The 23,485-nt window shown below is 35.4% G+C and carries 24 protein-coding genes and 1 pseudogene; 10 read left to right on the forward strand and 15 right to left on the reverse strand.

What is annotated here, in order from left to right; genetic code table 11:
• The 8 genes and pseudogenes from ACY651_RS12000 to rsfS all read right to left on the reverse strand — a co-directional run.
• Nucleotides 1–581 (reverse strand): annotated as a pseudogene (locus tag ACY651_RS12000) (hypothetical protein); the annotation flags it as partial.
• A 63-nt stretch (nt 582–644) separates the two neighbouring features.
• Nucleotides 645–1,475: a hypothetical protein gene (locus ACY651_RS12005; RefSeq protein ID WP_462253018.1), complete on the reverse strand. Its 831-nt coding sequence runs from the start codon at nt 1,473–1,475 to the stop codon at nt 645–647.
• Nucleotides 1,476–1,514: 39 nt separating this feature from the next.
• Complete coding sequence (locus tag ACY651_RS12010) at nt 1,515–2,309, reverse strand: UDP-2,3-diacylglucosamine diphosphatase (protein WP_462253020.1); 795 nt, start codon at nt 2,307–2,309, stop codon at nt 1,515–1,517.
• Between the two features lie 39 nt (nt 2,310–2,348).
• Nucleotides 2,349–2,561: a hypothetical protein gene (locus ACY651_RS12015; RefSeq protein ID WP_462253022.1), complete on the reverse strand. Its 213-nt coding sequence runs from the start codon at nt 2,559–2,561 to the stop codon at nt 2,349–2,351.
• An 84-nt stretch (nt 2,562–2,645) separates the two neighbouring features.
• Nucleotides 2,646–3,071, reverse strand: coding sequence for a gamma-glutamylcyclotransferase family protein (locus ACY651_RS12020; RefSeq protein ID WP_462253024.1), 426 nt, complete (start codon nt 3,069–3,071; stop codon nt 2,646–2,648).
• 29 nt (nt 3,072–3,100) lie between these two features.
• Nucleotides 3,101–3,715: a LutC/YkgG family protein gene (locus ACY651_RS12025; protein WP_462253026.1), complete on the reverse strand. Its 615-nt coding sequence runs from the start codon at nt 3,713–3,715 to the stop codon at nt 3,101–3,103.
• A gap of 5 nt (nt 3,716–3,720) precedes the next feature.
• Complete coding sequence (gene ftsH / locus ACY651_RS12030) at nt 3,721–5,811, reverse strand: ATP-dependent zinc metalloprotease FtsH (RefSeq protein WP_462253028.1); 2,091 nt, start codon at nt 5,809–5,811, stop codon at nt 3,721–3,723.
• Between the two features lie 83 nt (nt 5,812–5,894).
• Complete coding sequence (gene rsfS / locus ACY651_RS12035) at nt 5,895–6,314, reverse strand: ribosome silencing factor (protein ID WP_462253030.1); 420 nt, start codon at nt 6,312–6,314, stop codon at nt 5,895–5,897.
• A gap of 125 nt (nt 6,315–6,439) precedes the next feature.
• On the opposite strand from rsfS, the gene ACY651_RS12040 reads away from it, so the two are divergent.
• Nucleotides 6,440–7,192, forward strand: a complete 753-nt coding sequence (locus tag ACY651_RS12040; RefSeq protein WP_462253032.1) for a biotin--[acetyl-CoA-carboxylase] ligase — start codon at nt 6,440–6,442, stop codon at nt 7,190–7,192.
• Here ACY651_RS12040 and ACY651_RS12045 read toward each other — a convergent pair.
• The 4 genes from ACY651_RS12045 to ACY651_RS12060 all read right to left on the reverse strand — a co-directional run bounded on the left by ACY651_RS12045 (nt 7,187) and on the right by ACY651_RS12060 (nt 10,232).
• Nucleotides 7,187–7,483, reverse strand: coding sequence for a DUF4157 domain-containing protein (locus tag ACY651_RS12045; RefSeq protein ID WP_462253034.1), 297 nt, complete (start codon nt 7,481–7,483; stop codon nt 7,187–7,189). The two genes, ACY651_RS12040 and ACY651_RS12045, sit on opposite strands and share 6 nt — an antisense overlap.
• 8 nt (nt 7,484–7,491) lie before the next feature.
• On the reverse strand, nt 7,492–7,872 hold the full coding sequence (locus tag ACY651_RS12050; protein ID WP_462253036.1) for a hypothetical protein: 381 nt from the start codon (nt 7,870–7,872) through the stop codon (nt 7,492–7,494).
• A 43-nt stretch (nt 7,873–7,915) separates the two neighbouring features.
• A complete protein-coding gene (gene bcp / locus ACY651_RS12055; protein ID WP_462253038.1) occupies nt 7,916–8,389 on the reverse strand; it encodes a thioredoxin-dependent thiol peroxidase in 474 nt (157 codons plus the stop codon).
• 124 nt (nt 8,390–8,513) lie between these two features.
• Nucleotides 8,514–10,232 carry a M23 family metallopeptidase gene (locus tag ACY651_RS12060; protein WP_462253040.1) on the reverse strand — a complete coding sequence of 573 codons (1,719 nt, stop codon included), beginning with the start codon at nt 10,230–10,232 and terminating at the stop codon, nt 8,514–8,516.
• An 88-nt stretch (nt 10,233–10,320) separates the two neighbouring features.
• On the opposite strand from ACY651_RS12060, the gene ACY651_RS12065 reads away from it, so the two are divergent.
• From ACY651_RS12065 to ACY651_RS12085, 5 genes are all read left to right on the forward strand, one after another.
• Nucleotides 10,321–10,998, forward strand: a complete 678-nt coding sequence (locus ACY651_RS12065) for a hypothetical protein (protein ID WP_462253042.1) — start codon at nt 10,321–10,323, stop codon at nt 10,996–10,998.
• 7 nt (nt 10,999–11,005) lie between these two features.
• Nucleotides 11,006–11,302, forward strand: a complete 297-nt coding sequence (locus tag ACY651_RS12070; RefSeq protein ID WP_462253044.1) for a hypothetical protein — start codon at nt 11,006–11,008, stop codon at nt 11,300–11,302.
• Nucleotides 11,303–11,404: 102 nt separating this feature from the next.
• A complete protein-coding gene (gene carB, locus ACY651_RS12075) occupies nt 11,405–13,051 on the forward strand; it encodes a carbamoyl-phosphate synthase large subunit (protein ID WP_462253046.1) in 1,647 nt (548 codons plus the stop codon).
• Nucleotides 13,052–13,119: 68 nt separating this feature from the next.
• Nucleotides 13,120–14,223, forward strand: a complete 1,104-nt coding sequence (locus tag ACY651_RS12080; protein ID WP_462253049.1) for an SGNH/GDSL hydrolase family protein — start codon at nt 13,120–13,122, stop codon at nt 14,221–14,223.
• Nucleotides 14,224–14,352: 129 nt separating this feature from the next.
• Nucleotides 14,353–15,543 (forward strand): carbamoyl phosphate synthase preATP-grasp domain-containing protein, encoded by a 1,191-nt coding sequence (locus ACY651_RS12085; RefSeq protein ID WP_462253051.1) that lies wholly within the window; start codon nt 14,353–14,355, stop codon nt 15,541–15,543.
• A 125-nt stretch (nt 15,544–15,668) separates the two neighbouring features.
• Here the strand turns inward: ACY651_RS12085 and ACY651_RS12090 are convergent, their stop codons facing one another.
• Both ACY651_RS12090 and ACY651_RS12095 read right to left on the reverse strand, forming a co-directional pair.
• Nucleotides 15,669–16,049 carry a hypothetical protein gene (locus tag ACY651_RS12090; RefSeq protein ID WP_462253053.1) on the reverse strand — a complete coding sequence of 127 codons (381 nt, stop codon included), beginning with the start codon at nt 16,047–16,049 and terminating at the stop codon, nt 15,669–15,671.
• 115 nt (nt 16,050–16,164) lie between these two features.
• Complete coding sequence (locus ACY651_RS12095; RefSeq protein WP_462253055.1) at nt 16,165–16,752, reverse strand: RNA polymerase sigma factor; 588 nt, start codon at nt 16,750–16,752, stop codon at nt 16,165–16,167.
• 492 nt (nt 16,753–17,244) lie between these two features.
• Here ACY651_RS12095 and ACY651_RS12100 point away from each other — a divergent pair, with 492 nt between their 5' ends.
• The 4 genes from ACY651_RS12100 (at nt 17,245) to ACY651_RS12115 (ending at nt 22,714) form a co-directional block, all read left to right on the forward strand.
• Entirely contained in the window at nt 17,245–19,344 is a 2,100-nt protein-coding gene (locus ACY651_RS12100; protein ID WP_462253057.1) for a ComEC/Rec2 family competence protein, read from the forward strand.
• Nucleotides 19,345–19,356: 12 nt separating this feature from the next.
• Nucleotides 19,357–20,919, forward strand: a complete 1,563-nt coding sequence (gene purH, locus ACY651_RS12105) for a bifunctional phosphoribosylaminoimidazolecarboxamide formyltransferase/IMP cyclohydrolase (RefSeq protein ID WP_462253059.1) — start codon at nt 19,357–19,359, stop codon at nt 20,917–20,919.
• A 31-nt stretch (nt 20,920–20,950) separates the two neighbouring features.
• The gene (locus ACY651_RS12110; protein WP_462253061.1) at nt 20,951–21,847 is read left to right on the forward strand and encodes a DMT family transporter; all 897 of its coding nucleotides are present in this window, start codon (nt 20,951–20,953) and stop codon (nt 21,845–21,847) included.
• A 153-nt stretch (nt 21,848–22,000) separates the two neighbouring features.
• Entirely contained in the window at nt 22,001–22,714 is a 714-nt protein-coding gene (locus ACY651_RS12115) for a lycopene cyclase domain-containing protein (protein ID WP_462253063.1), read from the forward strand.
• A gap of 19 nt (nt 22,715–22,733) precedes the next feature.
• Here ACY651_RS12115 and pgl read toward each other — a convergent pair whose 3' ends face one another.
• Nucleotides 22,734–23,477, reverse strand: a complete 744-nt coding sequence (gene pgl, locus ACY651_RS12120) for a 6-phosphogluconolactonase (RefSeq protein WP_462253065.1) — start codon at nt 23,475–23,477, stop codon at nt 22,734–22,736.
• Nucleotides 23,478–23,485 lie beyond the last annotated feature (8 nt).

Here is a 23,485-nt window from a genome sequence, read left to right on the forward strand (position 1 = left end):
TCAAGGCTTTCTTTAGCTGCTAATGCAACGGCTGCACCAACAATACTTATGCTGGTTAATAAATTGCCTACAGGCTGATTAAGGCAGGCTTTAATCAGCATCAGCAAACCAATAATGCCCACCACCACTTTTAAAAAGTCACGAAAGAAAATAATTAACTGATCATCGCTTTTATCTGCTGTAATAGCGGCTTTTTGCCCCAGCACCAGTGCTATAAAATCAATAATGCGTAATAAAAATCTTGTAAAAGAAATAATGATGAGGCCAATGCCCAGCCTTGTAAAAATATCGTCAATAGCATGACCGTAAATTTTATATTGCCATGCAGCGGGAAAATTTAATTTATCAATTGTAAATACTGCCAGCAAAATAAATAAAAACCATTCCAGCGGCTCAACAACCAAATCGGTAAACGATTTTTTTTCAACATTTTTCCAAAGGCGTTGAAATAAACGGTACACCACTGCGGCAATATACCTGCTGAAATATCTTTTTAAAATCAGCATCAGCAAAATAATGCCTCCGGCAATGCAGTAACTTCTGATGGTGTTGTCTAAATAAACCTGGTCTAAAAAATCCATGAAATAAAAATACGATAAAGCCGTGAATGGTGAATGGGCAATAGCGAATTAAAAATGAGTAATTTATTTTACGCTGTAAATATATATGCCATCATCTTTTAACAGATAAATTTTTCCGTTGATGGCTTTTATTTCAGCATTGCTTGCAATAAAAGCAGGTAATTTATATTCTTTTAAAGTAAGTGAGTTTAACTCGTAACTATATAATTTGTTATCGGCAAAACCGTACATGTTTTTTTCTGACACCGCTATATTTTTCCAGTTTAAAAACGGCAGCCTGTTTTTAAAAGCACCGTAATAATCAAAAATGTAAAAGCCTTTTTCTGCATCGTACAGGTAAACAAAATTTTCTTTGTCTGTTAGTTGTGTTGGCGATGGCACAGAATCAAATAACATCCTGAAATCGGTAGTTTCCTGTAACAATTTTCCATCTTCATCAATTTTTTTTAGTTTGTAATCCTGTTCATCAAAAAGCCAGATATTATTATCGTAAGATGTGCCAATACTTTGTACAGTAAAAATATTTTGTTTTCTAAAATTGATGGTGTTACGGATGTTTAAAAATCTGTCTAATACTACCACTGTTGCAAAATTTTTATAATAGAGTAAAATTTTTAAAGGATTGGTAACGTCGATGGAAAAAAGATTACCATAACGTTTTACATCATTAAAAACCCCAACAGAATCGCCGTTGCCATTTATTTTTTTTAATTGGTTACCTGCGGTAATAAGGTAAATATTATCAAGATTATCTACATTAAAATTTATGTAATTGCCTTTGACGATTTTAAAAAAAGAAAAAGCAGAATCATTTTGAGCTTGCGCCGCAAAAGGTATTGCCACAGAAGCACAGAAACACAGAAGTGAAAGTAGTATGGTTTTTATTTTTTGCAAACTTTTTTATTTAAAAATTCAATCTTCGCTTCGTTCTCCTCAATATCTCTCCCCCCGGGGGAGGACAGGAGGGGCCGGGACATAATACTTCAATTCCAAATGCTCACCATCAAACACCGCATAACTGTCATACTTTATCCAGTCGCCTAAATTAATGTAAAGGCTGCTTGCCGGTAAGTTAAAGTTTATGGGCAAATGCCGGTGGCCAAAAATAAAAAAATCATAGTGCTGTTGTTGTAAAATTTCTTTACAATAAATTATGAGCCATTCTTTATCTTCTCCTAAAAATTTTTCATCAGTTTGCCCGGTTTGTGCCCGGCTTTTACGGCTGAAATAATTAGCTATGCCCATTCCAATTTGCGGCGGTAAAATGCCAAACAACCACTGACAAACTTTATTCCTGAATATTTTTTTAATGAATTTATAACCATGATCGTCTGGACCTAAGCCATCGCCATGGCCAATTAAAAATTTTTTACCATTAAATTCAAAGGCTACCGGTTCAAAATAAACGGGAATATTAAGTTCCTGTTGAAAATAATTTTTCATCCACATATCGTGGTTGCCAACAAAAAAATGAATGGGGATTCCCCTGTCGGTAATTTCGGCAAGCTTACCCAAAATGCGGACATAGCCTTTAGGTACAACCATTTTGTATTCGTACCAAAAATCAAACAGGTCGCCTACAATAAAAATTTGTGCGGCATCTTTTTTTATCTCCTCTAAAAATGCGATAATTTTTTTTTCTCTTATTAAACTTTCGTGTGCATTGGGTGCACCAAGGTGAAAATCGGAAAGGAAGTAAATTTTTTTATGTGGTTCGAGGGTTGCCAAAAATTATAAATTAGAAGTTATAAAAATCCATTGGCAATATCATGCAGTAATCAATTCTTCTTTAACTAAATGCAGGCGAATTAATTTAGGTTTATTTTCATCGTCTTCCTCATAATAACAATCAACAGCTTCTTTTACATTATTTCTTAATTCTTCCAATGTTTCTGCTTCGGTAAAAATGCCTTCACCTAAGGCACGGGCAGTATAACCACCTTCCAGCGCTTCTTCTATCAAAAAAATTACTTCAGTCATAAACTTCTTTATTAGTTATAATCAAATATACAAATTATGTATGAGGAGAAAGAATATGGGCTTTTGATTGCTACTGGCCTGATACTATTTATTTTTCTGTTGCATATATTGCAGCACATCACCTGATGCAATCTCGGCAAGTTCTTCAACGGCACCATTAAACCAATATATCCATGCGGCGTGATGCTGATTATTTACAATTACTGTTACGGTTTCTCTTTTATAAAGTGGAGTTTCTCCTTCCTCTGGAAATAAACCTTCATAATCATCCAATTGCCCGATGGCGTAAGAAAATTCTGCGCTATTATTTATTGCATATAATTCGCCAATGATAAATTTTTCTTCTTCTGTTGGTTTGGCTACAGGATAATCTCCTGCATCGTATAATTTTCCTTTTACAACAGCCTGACCAATTAAATTAAAATATTTAGAAAGGTACTCATAAGCCGCATGGTGAAATCCACTGCGGAGAGAACCGTAAACAAACAGGTGATGTGTATCGTTATTCATTATGTATTAAAGGTAAAGTAAAATAGCAATTATACATCTACCAAAAAGCAATACACTTCTTTTGGGCCGTGTACGCCTGTAACCAAAGTTTTTTCAATATCGGCAGTGCGGCTGGGGCCGCTGGCAAATGTTATAAGCGACGGAATATTGCCTGCATATTTTTCTTTAAGCATTTGCAGGGCATCTTTAATATCGTACACCAATTGATTAGTGTAGGCAATACAAATATGAATGGGAGCGTACACACTTACTGTACGTCCGCTTTGTTGTGCAGCACTCATTACAATAGTTCCTGTACGGGCTACTAAAAATTCGCAACCGGTAATTGAAGCATCGCATGTGGGAAGATTTATAGTGTTGCTAAAAGCGGCGTTCCATTTATCTTCATTACAATAAATTTTTGTCCATTGCTTTTCTGCAATTAATTTTTGTATTTGCTGCAGCATATCTTTTTCATCGCTGCAAAAAGCAAACTTGCCCTGCAGTTGTACAAACTCTTCCGCAAATACCACTTCCAAATCGTCGGGTGCCGGAAAAAAAATAGAATTATTTCCTTCGCTATTAGGAAACGGCAAAGGCGCCGGATTACTCAGCGCCTGCCTTATTTTTTTTAAAATATTTTCTTTTGCCTGCGATACAGCCATGGCTTTTAAATTTGTGGCGGATTTATTAATTCTTCGGGTATAGTTGTTGACGGCTCGTCACCAACTTTATCTTCATCTTTAATATCCAAAGTTTTCTTTTCTTCATAAGGCCTTTTACCAATCAAAGCTTCCACATCACTTTTAAACAACACTTCTTTTTTCAATAATTCTTTAGCCAGTTTTTCTACGTCACCCTTTTTTTCAGTTAGTAATTTTTTAGTAATCTGGTAAGCGTTATCAATTAGTTTACGCACTTCTTCATCAATCATCTTACCTGTTTCTTCACTAAAAGGTTTTGTAAACATATTTTCCTGGCTGGGATCGTAATAACTGATGTTGCCTACTTTATCATTCATACCATAAACTGTAATCATGCTGTAAGCAATTTTTGTTATCTGCTGCAGATCGTTACTTGCACCGGTACTTATTTTACCAAAGAAAATATCTTCACTTGCCCTGCCACCCAATGTCATACAAATTTGATCCATCAGTTGATCAGTATTGTACAGGTATTGTTCTTTTGGTGTGTACTGTGCGTAACCTAACGCTGCACTTCCTCTTGGCACCACCGTTACTTTTAATAATGGGTAAGCATGTTCTAAATACCATCCGCAAATTGCATGACCAGCTTCGTGGTAAGCAATAATTTCTTTTTCCTCCGGAGAAATAATTTTATTCCTTTTTTCCAATCCGCCAATAACCCTGTCAATAGCATCCTGAAAATCACTCATATCAACGGCCTCTTTATTTTTTCTTGCAGCAATCAATGCAGCTTCGTTACATACGTTGGCAATATCTGCACCGGCAAAGCCTGGTGTTTGTTCGGCCAGTTTATGTATATCTAATGTTTGAGAAATTTTTATCGGTTGCAGATGCACTTTAAAAATAGCTTCTCTTCCAACAAGATCCGGACGGTCGATAGTTATCTGCCTGTCAAATCTTCCCGGACGCAATAACGCAGTATCTAAAACATCTGGCCTGTTGGTAGCAGCTAAAATTATAATACCTAAATCGGTACCAAAACCATCCATCTCCACCAATAACTGGTTTAAAGTATTTTCTCTTTCATCATTGCTCATCATCACATTTTTTCCTCTTGCTCTTCCTATCGCATCAATTTCATCAATAAAAATAATACAAGGCGCTTTTTCTCTTGCCTGTTTAAATAAATCTCTTACACGGCTGGCACCCACACCTACAAACATTTCTACAAAATCACTGCCACTTAAACTAAAAAAAGGCACTTGTGCTTCGCCGGCAACTGCTTTTGCTAAAAGCGTTTTACCTGTGCCGGGAGGACCAACCAGTAACGCACCTTTTGGAATTTTACCACCCAGTGCTGTGTATTTTTTTGGATTTTTTAAGAAGTCAACAATTTCCATTACTTCTACTTTTGCTTCATCCAAACCGGCAACATCACCAAAGTTTATATTTACCCTGGTGCCTTTATCAAATAAAGTGGCTTTAGATTTTCCGATACTGAATATGCCACCCGGGCCACCACCGCCGCCGGGACCACCCATTTTACGCATCATTAATACAAACAATAAAATAACCAGTATTAAAGGAATAAAATTCATCAACTGCCCAAACCACTCACCTTCATTTACAAACTCGTCCGGTACTTTACTAATTCCAGGATTCGGTTTATATAACTCTTCTTCCATTTGGGCTGAAAAAGTCTTCGGGTCGCCAACAGTAAAAAACACCTGCGGCTCTTTTGCTTTTTTCAACGCTTCAAGTTTCTTTACAGCATCTTCATCTTTCCAAAGTGCTTTATAAAAACTGTCATTAGCTTTTATACTTTCTGGTTTTAAAAATACTTTTACAATTGAAGGCGTTTTGTTAGAAACGATAAGTATTTTTTCAACATCACCCTGTTTTACCATTTCGTAAAACTTTAATTTATTGGTGGCAATGCCTTCAGTACTTACGCCCCTGAACATATTATAGGCTATTAAGCCCACAAAAATAATTCCGTATATCCAGTAAATATTTAAACGGTTTTTTTTCTTAGGTTCTTCACCGGTTGGAGGGGTATTATCCGGGCCAAATTTTTTATTAGCATTTTGCTGATTCATGTTATTTTTTGCCATTGTTTATTGAGTGCTTGTAGCTTAGTAAGGTTTACTATTGTTGTTGACGGTTTTAACCGCTTATTATTTTAAATAATAAAAATTTATTTCTTTTTTTTCGAATCAATATGTTCCATCCCCGGTGCATCGCTCCACATTTCTTCCAGCTGATAAAACTTTCGGGGTTCGGGCAACATAATGTGTACTACCACATTTACATAATCAATTAAAATCCATTGTTGAGCCTGTCTGCCTTCGTGCTTATAAGGCGCTTCATCGCAATTATTTTTTACCTCTTCTTCAACAAAATCTGCAATGGCTTTTAACTGTGTATTACTGTTTGCCTGGCAAATAATAAAAAAATCTGAAACGGCTTCGGGTATTTTGCGCAAGTCGAGACTTAAAATATGTTCACCCTTTTTATCCTGTATGGCTTTAATTATGGCTTTGAAGATTTTGCTGTTACGGGTAAGTTTTACTACTGTACTTTTTTTTCTGGTATTTAAAACGTTAAGGTTGTTCAAATTGAAATTATATTTTTGGGCCGTATTTTTCTAATAACGGCAATATTAAACTTTTGTTATTTACAAATGTGCATGTAGCTTGCAATTAATGGCAAAAGTAACACTTCTTTGTCATTTGAATAAGTATGCATGACACCGGTTTTTTTAAAATATTAGACAGTGTTGACAGTACCAACAATTATGCCATGGCAAATGTTCGGCAAGGAATGGCAAACCATGGAATGGCGGTTATTGCTAAAGCGCAAACTGCAGGAAAGGGGCAACGGGGTAAAACCTGGAAGTCGACAGAAGGGCAAAGCATAGCCATGAGCCTGATTTTAAAGACGGATATGCTGAGGACAGACCAGCAATTTTACCTGAGCATGTGTATGGCCTTGGCGGCAAATGATTTTTTAAATAAGTATACAGGCGGACAAACAGCAATAAAATGGCCTAACGATCTGTACTGGTGTGACAGAAAGGCAGCAGGTATGCTGATTGAAAATGCAGTGAGCAGCGGGCAATTACAAACAGGAAACTGGCAATGGGCTGTAGTTGGTATTGGGGTAAATGTAAATCAAACTGATTTTGATCCATCGTTGCCCAACCCTGTTTCTTTAAAACAAATAACGGGAAAAGAGTATGATATTATTGCACTGGCACTGGAACTATATCATTTGATGATGAATAATTTTGATAAACTTTTAGAGAAAAATTACAGAGAATTGTATGCAGCATATCTTCAACAGCTGTATAAAAAAAACGAAAAAGTTAGGTTGAAAAAAGAGAATGCAGTTTTTGAAACTGTTATTAAAAGTGTAAATACGCAGGGGCAGTTAATTACGCAGGATGCTATTGAAAGGGTATTTAACGTTGGCGAAATTGAATGGGTATTATAAATCTTCGGCGGCTCTTGCTTCCACTTCAAACTTATTATTGTAATAACCTTTTTTTATACTCTCCCAAACATATTTAATTACAAAAAGCAGGTAACCATGCTGCTTAAATTGTTGTACATGGCAAAGCTCGTGCTTAACCCATTTTTTATTTTGTAAAAATTCATTTGTAGAAGTATTGTGCAGATGAATAGTTTTACCCAACACCATTGCTACACTGCTGCTGCGTAATTTTATTGCAGCAATTTTTGCCAGCCAGGAGTTTTCTTTTATGTAAAAAGCGTTTTCTTTCAATGAAAAAATTAATTATTGGGAGCACCACTGTCTATCCAGCAAATAAGGGCATTTATTTGTGCCTGTGATATGGTGCCGGTTTGTGGCATTGCGCCAGAAAGTATTTGGGCACGAATGTTAGATTTTTTTGCATTTATTTCTGCATAAGTGGTAAGTGATCCGCCGGAGTTAACACTGCCCCCAGCATGGCAACTGCTGTTAGTGGCACATAAAGATTGAATTATTGGCTGCACATCGGCTGCAAATTTAGGTGTAATGCCTGCGCATGAAAATGTTCTTCCACCCCCGCCTGTACCACCTCCACCAGTTGTGCTATCGCTTTTACTGCAGGCTGCAAATAATATTATTGTAAAAATTAATGGTACCGCAACTAAAACTATTTTTTTCATAACTGAAGTTTAAAATATTTAAATGTTATTAATGGTAACGCATTTATTTATCTATAAGTTGCCAGGCATTTAAAATTTCTTCGGTATGCTGCTTGCTTTTTGGCTTTAAAAATATTTTTTTAACAATTCCTTTTTCATCAATTAAAAAAGTCGTGCGGTGCAGGCCCATATATGTTCTGCCATACATTTGCTTTTCGCCCCAAACACTGTAAGCATCAATAATTTTATGTTCAGGATCGGTAATTAATGTAAAAGGTAAATTATATTTGGTTTCAAATTTTTTATGTTTTTTCTCTTCATCGGGGCTTACGCCTAAAACTGTAAAACCTTGTTTTTTTAGTAAAGCAAAATTATCTCTCAGGTTACAGGCTTGTACCGTACAGGTGGGTGTATCATCCTCAGGATAAAAATATAATACCACTTTTTTGCCTTTAAAATCTGCAAGAGAAATGGGGTTACCATTTTGATCTTTGCTTTTAAATGCTGGAGCTTTGTTGCCTTCTTTTAATGTTGTCATAATTACCCTAAATCCCTAAAGGGACTTTCTTTTTTTAGATTGATAATTTTGTTAAGCATTTCAATATTTGAAAAGCCCATGAAAATAATTTTACTCCAGGTTCTCCTTTAGGGGCGGAGAGGCTTTATTTGGTAAAATGATAAACCCTTTCACTCACATTCCCCACCTGATCTTCTACTGTGATTTTTAATTCATGCTCACCGGGTGGGCACATTTCATCAAAAGTATAAATAAATGTTTTGCCTTTATCATTACTAAAACGAAGCCAGTTGCCATCTAAAGTTGCTGTAAATTTTTTAATTTCTTCGGTGTTATCAGTAATAACAAAAGCCAGGCGGTTTAGTTTAGCGGCATTCATGCCAGCTCTTACACCAATGGGAACAATTTTTGGCGGAATGGTATCAATCATTAATTGAAAATTTCCAAACTCACGAAAACTGGCTTTATACCAACCATTTTCAAATTCGGCCTCGGCATAATCATCTTTATTATTTGCAAACCGATGCATTACCATTTTATCGGGTAAAGGCGAACTGGCTTTTATTTTTATTGGAAAGTACACCTGCACCGGTACACTGGTGTTATGTAACTGATAAATAGTATTACCTTCCTGGGGAATTATTTCATTATACCTGAAACGGATTGAATCGTACAAAGCATTTTCCGGCAAATAAAAACTGATGGTATTGTTTTCGAACAAATTAATAAAACCCGGATGAAAAAATGTTTGATTTAAAAAAGGGGATGTTTCTTTTTTTATTTTTTCTGCAACACCCGGCCCACGCTTTACATCAAACTTTAAAAACGAAGTGTTACCATTGGCATCTTTCACTTCTATTTTTATTTTATGTACACTGTCATCTTCAATAACAATTACGCCATCGCCGTTTACAGTTTTATAAATACTGTTGCTGTATCCTGCCAGTCTTGATAAATGCTGTACATAGGGCCCGCCACTGCTTTTTAATTTATAATCGATATGTGCATTTAAATAACGGGTTTCGTCGTAACTGATGCTGTCTAACTGAAAACCAATAACCGGCGATTCATCCTCATACAAAACGGCTTCGTAAATGCCGTTGCGGTTATTTGATGCCGAGTACCTGTCAAAAGCAGTAATACCAAAACTTACTTTATCGGTATTGGTAATTATTAAGGCTGGAGAGGTAACATACACCCCATTTACTTTTTTTAAAGTATAAAATTTAGGACTTTGTTCGTAGGTACTGATGCACCTGTCGTACACTGCTAAACGCAAAATATCCGGCGCTACATTATCAACTATGGGTAAATCAAAAAGCGATGGGTTTAAAACTTTATCTGTTTTAGTATCTCTTATTTCAAAATGTACATGCGGCCCCTGGCTGCCGCCGGTATTGCCGCTGTAAGCAATAAACATTCCCTTTGTTACCGGAAATAAATTTGCAGGGATGTCTAAAAAAACTTTCCAGCTTTTTATTTTATACTGCTGCTCTTTTACATATTTTTCCAGCCCGGGCATAAAATTATTAAGGTGGGCATATAAAGTAGTTAAACCATTGGGGTGATTAATGTAAATGGCCCTTCCAAAACCATAAGGTTCTATTTTTACTTTGGCAATATAACCTGCAGCAGCAGCCAGCACGGGTAGGTTTTGTTTTTGCTCAGTTCTGCAATCTAAACCCATGTGATAATGATTGGGCCTTAGTTCGCCAAAGTTGGCTACCAAAGCTTTGGTAGCACTAACAGGCCAGGTAAAATAATTTTTCGGATAATTTTTAGATGGAAAAATTTGGGCAGCACAGATGGAATAAGTCAATAGAAAAAAAATTATATAGTTGCCACGCAGTAGTTGTTTTATCATTATATTTATAATGTTGAATTTGCATTTTGTATGAGATACTATAAAATTACTCATATTAAATCAAACCTCTTTTAATTCTAAAAATTTTATGAAACATTTTTTTCTGCTTTTTTTATTTATTGGTTCTTCTAAATTAATAATAGCTCAAACCAGTGTTTGCGGAGTAATGGCCGATTCTTTAAAAGGTACTTATGAAGGCGGGTGCGATAAGGGAAAAGCTAACGGTGCAGGAAAAGCCGTTGGAGTTGATACTTATGAAGGGGATTTTAAAAACGGGTTGCCTGATGGATTGGGAAAATATGTGTGGAAAAATGGAACCTATTATGACGGCGCCTGGAAAAAAGGAATGAAAGAAGGTAAAGGCGAAATGCACTACAAAATTAAGTACAAAGATTCCGTGGTAGCTGGATTTTGGAAAAAAGATATTTATAAAGGGGAATATGAAAATCCGTATACCATTCACAATGTTACTTCCGAAATGGGAAGAGTGGGTGTGTCTAAAATGGGACAAGGCAACGCTATTACTATAACAGTAGAAAACCTCATTGGCGGCGGTTTTCAATCTACAACAACTATGACTAATTTTCAAATTACCAGAGGCCAATTTATAAGTAAATCGAGTAATACACTAACTAACAAAGAGATTACCATCTTTCGTGGCGTTATTTTCCCTTTTAGGGGGACATTCAATTTTGGCAATTCTATCTTTGAAATTGAAATTTTTGAAGTAGGAAGCTGGGACATTAACATACCCATTAATAAATAAAATTATCATGAGTGTAAATTCAAAACACATAGCTACATTTTTATTAGGTGCCGCTGCAGCACTTGCAGCATCAAAATACATGAGTATGACATCCGAAGAAAAAGAAAAACTGGCTGGTGATTTAAAAGATAAAGCCAATAAATTTAAAACTGAGGCAGAAAATTTTGCAGAAAAAGCAAAAGATTATTTTGAAGAATTAAAAACAAAAGGCGGCGAAGCACTAAAAGAACATATGAGTGATACGGAAAAATCCATGAGTGATTTGTTTGGCAAAAAAGACAAATCCGCCTCCACACCCTCTTAATTTTTAACTATTGTGTAAAAAAACTGTGCTTAATAAAGGGCACAGTTTTTTATTTACAGCATTTACAATTACTTTTGCCTGCCTTCAAAAGGCAAACTACTTATGCCAATAGACAAATCCATCAAATCAGTATTAATTATCGGCAGCGGCCCAATTGTAATTGGCCAGGCCTGCGAATTTGATTACAGCGGAACCCAAGCTGCCCGAAGTATAAGGGAAGAAGGCATAAAAGTTACCCTTATTAATAGTAACCCGGCCACTATTATGACGGACCCCATGATGGCCGACAGGGTTTATTTACTGCCTTTAACCGTGGAAAGTATTGAACAAATTTTAGAAGAAAACGATATTGATGCCGTACTGCCTACTATGGGCGGGCAAACAGCCTTAAATCTTTGTAAAGAAGCCGATGAACTGGGCGTTTGGGAAAAATACAACGTAAAATTAATTGGTGTAGATATTAAAGCTATTGATAAGGCTGAAGACAGGGAGAAATTCCGCCTGTGGATGATTGAAATGGGCATACCGGTTTGCGAGGCAAAAATTGCCAACTCCTTTTTAGAAGGTAAAGAATTTGCGCAGGATATTGGATTTCCATTAGTGCTTCGTCCCTCATTTACTTTGGGTGGCACCGGCGGCGGCATTGTATTTAAAAAAGATGAACTGGATGAAGCGTTGAACAGGGCTTTAACTGCCAGTCCTATTCATGAAGTGCTGGTGGAAAAAGCCGTACTGGGCTGGAAAGAATTTGAATTAGAATTATTAAGAGACAATGCCGATAATGTAGCTATTATTTGTACAGTAGAAAATTTTGACCCGATGGGTGTGCATACCGGCGACTCTATAACCGTTGCACCTGCTATGACGCTGAGTGATACTGCCTACCAACTGATGCGTAACACCGCTATTAGAATGATGAGGGCACTGGGTAATTTTGCAGGCGGTTGTAATGTGCAGTTTGCCCTTAATCCGCAAACCGAAGAAATAATTGTGGTGGAAATAAACCCCAGGGTTAGCCGCTCCTCGGCACTGGCGAGTAAAGCTACCGGCTACCCCATTGCAAAAGTTGCAGCTAAACTTGCTATTGGTTATAATTTAGATGAATTAAAAAACCAGATCACTCAATCCACTTCTGCGTATTTTGAACCGGCACTGGATTATGTAATTGTAAAAATACCCCGTTGGAATTTTGATAAATTTAAAGGAGCCGATGATACACTGGGGTTTCAAATGAAATCGGTAGGGGAGGTGATGGCGATTGGAAGAAGCTTTGCAGAAGCTGTGCAAAAAGCCTGTCAGAGTTTAGAGAATGATGCTATAGGTTTAGGCTATTACGGAAAAAGTTTAATGACATCTGATGATTTGATTGAGTATATTAAAATACCCAAGTGGGATAGGATATTCAGGATAAAAGATGCCCTTATGGCTGGTGCAAGTATTAAACGCATTTGCGAAAGTACCAAAATTGACCGCTGGTTTATTTACCAGATCCAAAAAATTTGTGACTGCGAAAATGAGATTGCCAAATACCATTTAAAAACTTTACCCGATGATCTTTTAAGAGAAGCAAAAGTTTTAGGTTTTAGCGATGAGCAGATTGTAAAAATTATGAACGAAGAAGATGCAGAATCACTTTATGAAAGAAGAAAAACAATGGGCCTTACCCGGGTTTATAAAATGGTAGATACCTGTGCGGCAGAGTTTGAAGCAAAGACGCCTTATTTTTATAGTACGTTTGAAAATAAGTGATCAGTATTTAGATTTTGTAAATAATGCTAATAGTTTTTGCTTTGCTCTGCCAGCGTAAATAAAAAAGCATGAAAACAGCAATTAAAAAATTCCTTTCCATACTGCTGGGTGTTTTAATTGCTTTAATTATTTGCGAAATCATTTTACATTTTTACAATCCGCTTCCATTTGCTGTTTCTAAAGGAAAACTGGTACTTCCAGCAAACCAAAAAATAGTTTATAAAAACACCTGGATAAAAAAGTTAGACAGTAACATTAATTATTCAAGAAATTCTTTAGGCTTTCGTGGCCCCGAACTAACTGACAGTGTAAACAAATTATTATCTATCATTTGCATAGGCGGCAGTACTACCGAATGCCGCTTCATCAGCGATTCGCTAACCTGGCCTTACCAATTATCTCAACAATTAAAAGATAGCTTTCCGGCGGCATGGTTAAATAATGCCGGCGTTGACGGGCATTCAACTTTTGGTCACCTGCTATTATTGAAAGAGTATATTACCAGGTTAAAACCAAAATATGTAACTTTTTTAATTGGTGCCAACGATGTGGAAACGGATAAACCACAGCAATTTGATTTGATGAACGAAAAGAAAATTAATTTTTTGTCGGCCAAAAGTTTTTTCAAATCTCTCATCAATAAAACTGAACTGGGTTCTGCTTTTTTTCAGTTGTATGCTATACGTGGTGCTTACAAAAAAGGATTAATTCATAAAGAGGTAGATTTTTCAACACTTAAAGACACTGTATTATCCGATCAATACACCAAAGTAATTTTACAAAAACAGGCTGTTTATCTTACCCAATACCGGCAAAGAGTAACGGATATGATTGCAATTTGTAAAGCCATTAATGTAAAGCCCATATTAATTACACAACCCTCAATGTTTGGCAATTATACCGATAGCACCACCATGATAAATATGGCTAACAAAATAATTCCTGATACTGATCCTTTAAGTAATGCAGTTGTAATGGAAAAAGTTTTGGGATTGTATAACGATGTGGTAAGGTCTTTCGGTAACGAAGTAAAAGTAATAGACCTTGCAGCATTAATGCCAAAGAACAGTAATTATTATTACGATTTTATGCATTTTACCAATGCAGGTTGCAGTAAAATAGCAGCAATAATATCAAGCCAGCTAATACCTTATTTAAAAACCAATAATTAGCACCAAACAGTACAGCACAATTCATTTTGAAGAAAAACGAAAAGATGGCCAAAAAAATTTATTTTTGCCACCAAATTAAAAGAATCCCGGAGTACACGATTCAGCTATTCACTTTTTTAAATTACAGTAATGCAAATTGTTAATCAAAACGAGAGTAAAGTTTCAGCAAAAAAGAAGATAATTGTTTTAGGCAGCGGCCCCAACAGAATTGGCCAGGGTATTGAATTTGATTACTGCTGTGTGCATGGCTTGCTGGCCATTAAGGAAGCAGGATACGAAGCCATAATGGTAAACTGTAACCCCGAAACTGTAAGCACCGATTTTGACATTGCAGATAAATTGTATTTTGAACCTGTTTTTTGGGAACATCTTTGGGAAATTGTGGAGCATGAAAAACCTTATGGCGTAATTGTGCAGCTTGGTGGACAAACTGCTTTAAAATTAGCCAAACGTTTGCACGAAAAAGGAATAAAAATTATAGGTACTTCTTTCGATAATATGGATATTGCCGAAGACCGTGGCCGATTTAGCGACATGCTTAAAGAGCTCGGCATTCCTTACCCGGATTATGGTACGGCATACAATACCGATGAAGCTATTGAGGTGGCTAATAAAGTTGGTTACCCGGTTTTAATAAGGCCAAGTTATGTTTTAGGTGGACAAAGAATGCGGATTGTAATTAATGACGAAGACCTGGAAAAAGGTGTACTGAGTTTAATAAAACATTTGCCGGGTAATAAAATTTTAATTGATCATTTTCTGGATCGTTGTCAGGAAGCGGAGATAGATGCCATTTTTGATGGCGATGATTTTCATGTAATGGGCGTGATGGAACATATTGAACCGGCGGGTATCCATAGCGGTGACAGTAATGCTGTGTTGCCACAATTTAATTTATCGCCATTAATTGTGCATACCATGGAAGAGTATGCAGAAAAAATTGGCAGGGCATTAAATATAAAAGGGCTTATCAATATTCAGTTTGCAATTAAAGATGGCAATGTGTTTGTGATTGAGGCCAACCCAAGGGCAAGCCGTACCACACCGTTTATTGCCAAGGCTTATCAAATACCGTATTTAAATATTGCTACTAAAATAATGATGGAAGTAAATAAATTAAAAGATTTTACTTTCGAGAAAAAACTAACCGGCTTTGCCATTAAAGAACCGGTTTTCTCCTTCAATAAATTCCCCGGTGTAAATAAAGAGTTAGGCCCAGAAATGAAAAGTACCGGCGAGGCCATACGGTTTATAAAAGATTTACGTGACCCATATTTCCGTCAGTTGTATAAGGAACGTAGTATGCATTTAAGTAAATAATTTAATTATAATTTTTAAGGCGAATAAAAGATGGGTTGCAATTACTGCCACCCATCTTTAGTATAAATATATTAGTTATCAGATAACTTCCCCCAAGGGATTATCCAAAATTACAAACGTATATTCTAATTATAGGCACATGCTTTTACGTTTTGCAGTCTTTCCATTTCTGCTTCCACAGCAGGCAGGTAAGTTTTAAAATCTTCATAAAAAATTGCAATGAGATCGCTGGCTTTTTTTGCGTTACCAGCTTTTACAACCTTATCAACAACTGTTAATTTAGTAGTTAATTGCGGCAGGCCAACAGAGTAGAAAGATGGGGCAATTTTATGCAGTTCCTCTTCAGCAGTCGCCAAGTCACTTTTTTTTATTAAAGTGATTATTTTTAAAACTGTGGGTTCGGTTTCTAAAAGAAACAGTTCAAATATTTCTCCCAGTTCATCAGTCATATCCTGGTAAAAATGTAATAAATAATTACGGTCTAATTGTTTTACAGCTGGTTGCATAAAGGGTAGGGTGTAATTTTAAATTTAATGGAATTATTTAATGCCTTCTTTAATTATTAATGCAAAAGGGTATACGCAATCAAAAAAAATATAAATTTTTTATCTTTAAACAGGATTAAAATATTTCTGTCAATTCCTTTTTTTTAATGATCTTTTTTAGATTTAATAAACCATAGCGCATACGACCAAGAGATGTGTTTTTACTGTCATTTGTAAGCGTAGAAATTTCTTTAAAACTTAGATTGGCATAATGACGTAATATTACAACCTCTCTCTGATTTTCAGGAAGCATATCGAGCAATTTTCTTACCTTTTCATACGTCTCTTCTTTTATAATTTTTTGTTCTATTCCGGGTTGTGCAAAATCAAGTACATCAAAAATATCTTTATCATCACTGGTTTTAATAACGGGATTGCGTTTAATTTTTCTAAAATGATCCATGCTCATGTTACGTGCTATGCACATTGCCCAAGGTATAAATTTTCCTTCTCCTTTATATCCGCCAGATTTTATGGTATCAATAATCCTTACAAAAACATCCTGAAAAATATCTTCTGCCAGGTATTTATCTTTTATAAGTAAATAAATGGAAGTGTAAATTTTGCTTTTGTGCCTTGTTACAATTGTGGTAAATGCATTGTTATCACCATCAATGTACAATTCAATAAGTTGATCGTCGGTAAGTTCTGAGGGGGTACGCATTGTTTTAATTTTTTGTTGTTAGTGTTTCATTTGGTTTGATAAGTCAAAAGTAATTTCCCTATTGCCCTGATTTTAAATTTTTAGATGAAATAACTCATATATCCGCTGAAACGCCTAAAAACCCGTTAAATGGCTAATTTTACTAAGTAGTTGAAGCACTATTTACAAACCTCTAATAGTATAATGCCGATATAAAATTGACTTGGATTAAGTAATATTACTGCTTTGTGTTAGTTGCTGTAACATTTAAAATAAGCTCCCATTATTCATTTAAATTATAAGTATAACTGAGTTCGGTTGCTTCCATTAAGCTAAGCCATCAGTCAAGAGTAATACAAAAACGCTTCATTAATATCTTATCCGATTCTTCCTTATAGTAAAAATTTGAAAACAAAATGCCGGTAAGATATTGACTGATGATAGTTATTTAAACCAAGCTGTTTGTAACAAAACCTTATTTGCTTTTTCCCTCCTTATTTTATATTTTGAGGTATGCCCAAACCCCTCAGCATACCCGTTTACAAAACTGCACCATTCATTCGCCTGCTTTTACCTTTTGCTGCAGGTATAATTTTGCAATGGTATGTACAAATTCCACTGCCGGTAATTATGATGGCTGTTATTAGTTTTGGCGCAGCAAATACACTATTTTATTTTCTGCCATTAGCGTTGCGTTTTAAATTACAATTGGTTCAGGGCATTTTTATAAACCTATTACTGCTAACTTTTGGTTTATTAATTACCTGGCAAAAAGATGTGCGGCATACAAATGACTGGTTTGGCAATTATTATAAGAACGCTGATTATATCGTTGTAAAGATTGAGGAACCCGTGATTGAAAAAACAAAATCTTACAAAGCCGATGCTTTTGTAGAAGCAGTAATTAATAATGATACAGCTATTGCCTGCAAAGGAAAATTATTATTATATTTTTCTAAACATAGTTTGGCGCAGCAATTACATTATGGCGACAGAATTTTAATTAATAAAAACCTACAGCAAATAAAAAACTCTGGCAACCCCGGCGCATTTAATTACCAGCGCTACGCTGCCTTTCAGCAGACATTTCACAATGTATTTTTAAAAGAAAAAGATTGGGTGCTGCTATCCGGCAAAAATGTAAATGGGTTTAAGCAATTTATTTTTACAGCAAGAGAAAAAATTTTAGCCACGCTGCGAAAAAATATTAATACCGGTAAAGATGAGCTGGGTATTGCAGAAGCTCTGCTTATTGGTTATACTAACGATTTGGATAAAGATCTGGTACAGGCTTACAGCAATACAGGTGTGGTACACATCATTGCCATATCCGGTATGCATTTAGGATTAATTTATATAATGCTGGTATGGTTATTTGCAAGAATACCTTTTGTAAATAAATCAAAAGTTTTGCAGGTAGTTTTAATATTAAGTTGCCTGTGGTTGTTTTCATTATTAACAGGAGCATCTGCCTCGGTGCTGCGATCCGCAGTAATGTTTACATTTATAACTATTGGCAATAACCTTACAAAAAAATCTTCTATTTATAATTCGCTTGCCGCATCTGCATTTGTAATGCTTTGCTTTAATCCATACTTTTTGTGGGATGTAGGTTTTCAATTATCCTATTTGGCAGTAGTGGGCATTATTGTTTTTCAAAAACCTGTGTATAATCTTTTCTACATAAAAAATAAGTGGGTAGATAAAGTTTGGAAACTGATGGCCATATCGCTGGCAGCACAAATACTTACTTTTCCTATTTGTATTTATTATTTTCACCAGTTCCCTAATTTATTTTTAATAACCAATATCATTGCAGTACCACTTTCAAGCATAATACTGTATGCCGAAATATTTTTGGTAACTTTTTCATGGATACCTTTTGTGGGGGAATATGCAGGTAAAATAACCGGCGGTTTAGTTTGGGTGATGAATAAGATTATTTTATGGGTCAACAATTTTTCTTTTGCTGTGTGGGATAAAATTCCTGCAAATATTTTATCTACCTGGTTACTGTATGCCGTTGTAATTGCTTTAAGTGCCTGGCTGATTAATAAAAATAAAAAACTGCTGCGCTTTTCATTACTGGCACTTTTTGCATTTACTATGGTACATGCTTATGGTAAATGGCAAATTAAAAATCAAAAAAAGATTATTGTGTATAATGTGCCGCAGCACCAGGCCATTGATTTTGTAAATGCTAACCATTATAAATTTATTGGCGACAGTGTTTTGCTGCAGGATGGAATGCTGCAAAATTTTCATCTTAAACCGGGCAGAATTGCTTTACAATTAAATTATAAAACAGATGCTGTAAAGAGTTGTTTGCAATACCCTCCATTTTATCAATTTGGAAATAAAAAAATTTTGGTTATTGATAAAGCACTTGTTTTTGAAGCGGTACAACAAAAAATTAATGTTGATATCATCATTATATCTAAAAATCCAAAACTCTACATTCCGCAACTGGCGGCGGTTTTCAATTGCAACCAGTATGTGGTGGACGCTTCTAACAGTTTGTGGAAAATTGAAACATGGAAAAAAGATTGCGAACAATTACATTTGCAACTCCATTCAGTTCCTGAAAAAGGAGCTTTTATTTTGGATTTATAACCCCCTTACAACATGCAAAAAAAAATTCAGTCGGCATTAATTTCCGTTTTTTATAAAGATGGATTGGAGAACATTATTAACCAGCTGCATGCACTTGGTGCAACCATTTACAGTACCGGCGGTACGCAAAAATTTATTGAAGATTTAAAAGTGCCCTGCGTACCTGTTGAATCATTAACCAGCTATCCTTCTATTTTAGGGGGCCGTGTTAAAACATTACACCCTTCAGTATTCGGCGGTATTTTGGGCAAGCGTGATGATGCACAGCATGTAGCGGAAATGAAACAGTATAATATTCCTGAAATTGATTTAGTGATTGTGGATCTGTATCCTTTTGAAGAAACTGTTGCCAGTACCACCGAGGAAAATTTAATTATTGAAAAAATTGATATTGGTGGACCAAGTATGATACGTGGTGCTGCAAAAAATCATAAAGATGTGGTAGTGGTGGCAGCAAAAAAAGATTATCATTTACTGGAAGAGATTTTAAAAGAACAAAAAGGCGAAACTACTTTAGAGCAGCGCCGCATGTTTGCCATAAAAGCGTTTGATGTTTGTACCGGTTACGATCTGGCTATTTCCAATTATTTTAATAAAACTGATTTCATTAATCCATTTAACAAAGCAAAATCTGTTTTGCGATATGGCGAAAACCCTCATCAGCAGGGAATTTTTTATGGTAATCAGGATGAAGTATTTGATAAACTGCACGGTAAAGAATTATCGTATAATAATCTCGTAGATGTTGATGCAGCAATACAACTTATCAATGAATTTAACACAGCTTCAAATTCACAGAGTGCAGAAGTCCCCTCTTTGGGAGGGGATTTAGGGGAGGCCGTTTTTGGAATAATTAAACATACTAATGTTTGCGGCATAGCACAAAGAGAAACAGTAAAAGAAAGCTGGGATGCCGCTTTAGCCGGAGATCCTGAAAGTGCATTTGGTGGTGTATTAGTTTGTAATGGCACTATAGATAAAGCTACAGCTGTTGCCATAAATGAAATATTTTTTGAAGTATTAATTGCACCTGCTTATGATGGCGATGCATTAGATATTTTAAAAACTAAAAAGAACAGGATCCTATTACAATTAAGCACTAAAAATTCTTTACTCACTCATCAGTACAAATCTGTATTAAACGGAATTCTTACACAACAAAATGATGTGGGTAATTACACAGAATGGAAAGAAGCAGGAGGAAGAGAAACCACTGCAGCAGAAAAGGAAGATTTAAGTTTTGCAAATATTATCGGCAAACATTTAAAAAGTAATGCAATTGCTTTAGTAAAAAATAAACAATTGATCGGTAAAGGCTGCGGACAAACATCACGTATTGATTCGTTGCGCCAGTCTATAGAAAAAGCAAAGCAATTTAATTTTGATTTGAACGGTGCTGTGTTGTCCAGCGATGCATTTTTTCCTTTTGATGATTGTGTAAAAATTGCACATGCGGCAGGCATTACCTCTTTTATACAACCCGGAGGTTCTATCCGTGATAATGATTCCATAGAATATTGTAAACAAAATAATTTGGCCATGGTAATTACAGGGCTACGGCATTTTAAACATTAAACCCCTCCAACTCCCTGAAGGAAAATAAAAAATGCTCTCATCAAAAACATCCAGACAAAAAGCATTACTTGCATTAGCATGGGTATGTTTTTTTTGGGGCACTACATGGATCGCCTCTAAAGTTGGTGTAACTAATATGCCAGCCATACAACTTTGTGCCATCAGGCAATTGTTAGGCGGCAGTGTTTATCTTTTGTATTTTATTATCACTAAGCATCCATGGCCCAAAGGAAAACAATGGGGAGTAATTCTTGTATTGAGTTTTTTGAATTTTATGCTCAGCAATGGATTAAGCACATGGGGTGTGCAATATATTTCCAGTGGATTAGGTGCTATTATTGGCGCCATATTTCCATTATGGATTGTAATTATTACTTTGTTTGGAGGAGGCAGGCTTCCACAGAAAGCTTTGCTGGGAATGGTTATGGGCTTTGGTGGCGTTTGCATTATTTTTTACGATCACCTTAAAGATTTTTTAAATGCTGATTTTAGTTTTGGCATTGTTCTTTCTGTAATTGCAACAATTTCGTGGGCTTTTGGCACTGTGTACACAAAAAAACATGCAGTTAACTTTAATCCTTATTTTAGTTTGGGTTTGCAAATGCTTATCAGCAGTGTTGCATTATATACGGTGTCTTATTCAACAGGTAACACTGTAAGCATTGCTGCAATTCCGGCCAATGCATGGTGGGCCATTTTGTATTTAGTAGTTATAGGATCGGTATTAACTTTTATTGCATTTATTTATAGTCTGCAGCGTTTGCCTACATCGCTGGCATCGTTATATGCTTATACCAATCCTATAGTGGCAGTGTTATTAGGTGTAATAATTTTTAATGAAAAATTAAATATTTATGTGGCTGTTGGTGGTGCTGTTACTATTGCAGGAGTATATTTAGTGAACGATAGTTTTAAAAGAAGGACTTAGTTTTTCATGGCATCATCGTGCCGCCCAAGGCGGGATCCTTTAAACGGCATACCATTGGGGATCTTTACTCACAATTATTAAAAAATAACTCAAACAGCTTCTAAACTTTCGATTCGTTTTTTTGTTTTCCACTAAACAGTATATCTTACTTACTTGAATCAGCAGTACACATATTTTATAATTTTAGCAGCATCTTTTATCGGGCCGTTTGCATTAAGCTTCGATAAAAAAGTAGCGTTCTATAAAAAATGGAAATATCTTTTTCCGGCAATGCTGTTACCTGCATTAATTTATATTGTATGGGATTTTTATTTTACAGCCCAGGGTGTTTGGAGTTTTAATGAAAAATATATAACGGGGTTTAAAATTTATAACCTTCCTGTTGAAGAAATACTTTTCTTTTTTATTGTCCCTTATTGCTGTGTATTTATTTACGAATGTATTAAAAGTTATTTCCCTGAAATAAAAAGTAAGCATACAGCAGATGTAATACTTATAGCTGTTGCATTGATTTTATGGTTAACAGGAATTATTTTTTACAATAAATATTATACCAGCTGGACATTTATTTTAAATGCTGTTTTTATTACCATTATTTATTTAAATAAAAACTATTTTAAAACATTCGACGCCACAACTTTCCTGGTTTCCTATTGCATTATGCTTATTCCCTTTTTAATAGTAAACGGATTTTTGACTGCTATCCCTGTTGTGTTGTACAATAATGCAGAAAATTTAGGCATAAGGATTTATACTATTCCTTTTGAAGATACTTTTTACGGAATGCTGTTGATACTAATGACGATTGTTGTTTATGAAAAGTTGAAAAGCAAAAACTCCAATACAAAACAAATGCTGCAAAAATAAAATTGTATTTAATCCGTGTCTATCCGTGTAATCCGTGGCTAACTCCTGCCGCCGCTTCATCTAAAAACCAAAATGTATTTTCTGTTGCTTTAACCATTGCAGCTGGCAATGCTGCCCCGCTTGTAGAAAATATCTTTTTTATAATTGCTGCTTTATTTTCTCCACTAATTAAAAACATTATATTTTTTGCCTGGTTAATAAATGGAAGCGTAAAACTTATGCGATCCATTTGTTTTTCCTGTACCCAAATATTTTTTACCCAATTTTTTTTGTCAGTTATCAATTCGCTTTTGGGAAAGATGGAAGCAGTATGCCCTTCTTCTCCAATACCTAAAAGAATCATGTCGAATGGATGTTTATTGCTGACATGTTTTTTTAAAGCTAGCTCGTACAATACGGCTGATTGCTCAGGCGTCACTTTTAAAGTTTGTACAGCTAATACATTTTTTTTAGAAACAGGTACATATTTTAACAATGAATCATTTGCCATTTTGAAATTACTCTCTTCACTGGTTGGTGCAACAAAACGTTCATCGCCAAAAGCAATAATTATTTTTTTCCAGGGAATATTATTTTTATAAGGCGCCTGTGCCAGTAATTGAAATAATAATTTTGGTGTACTGCCGCCCGATAAGGCAATTGAAAAAAAATCTTTTTGGGCTACTGCTTTGTTACTCTCTGTTACAATTAAATTAGCAACAGCATGGCTCAATGCTAAGCCATCGGGCCATATTGTTTTTATTGTAATTCCTTTTAATGCCATATCTAATT

Source organism: Ferruginibacter sp. (assembly GCF_031391665.1).
Classification (GTDB): Bacteria; Bacteroidota; Bacteroidia; order Chitinophagales; family Chitinophagaceae; genus Ferruginibacter.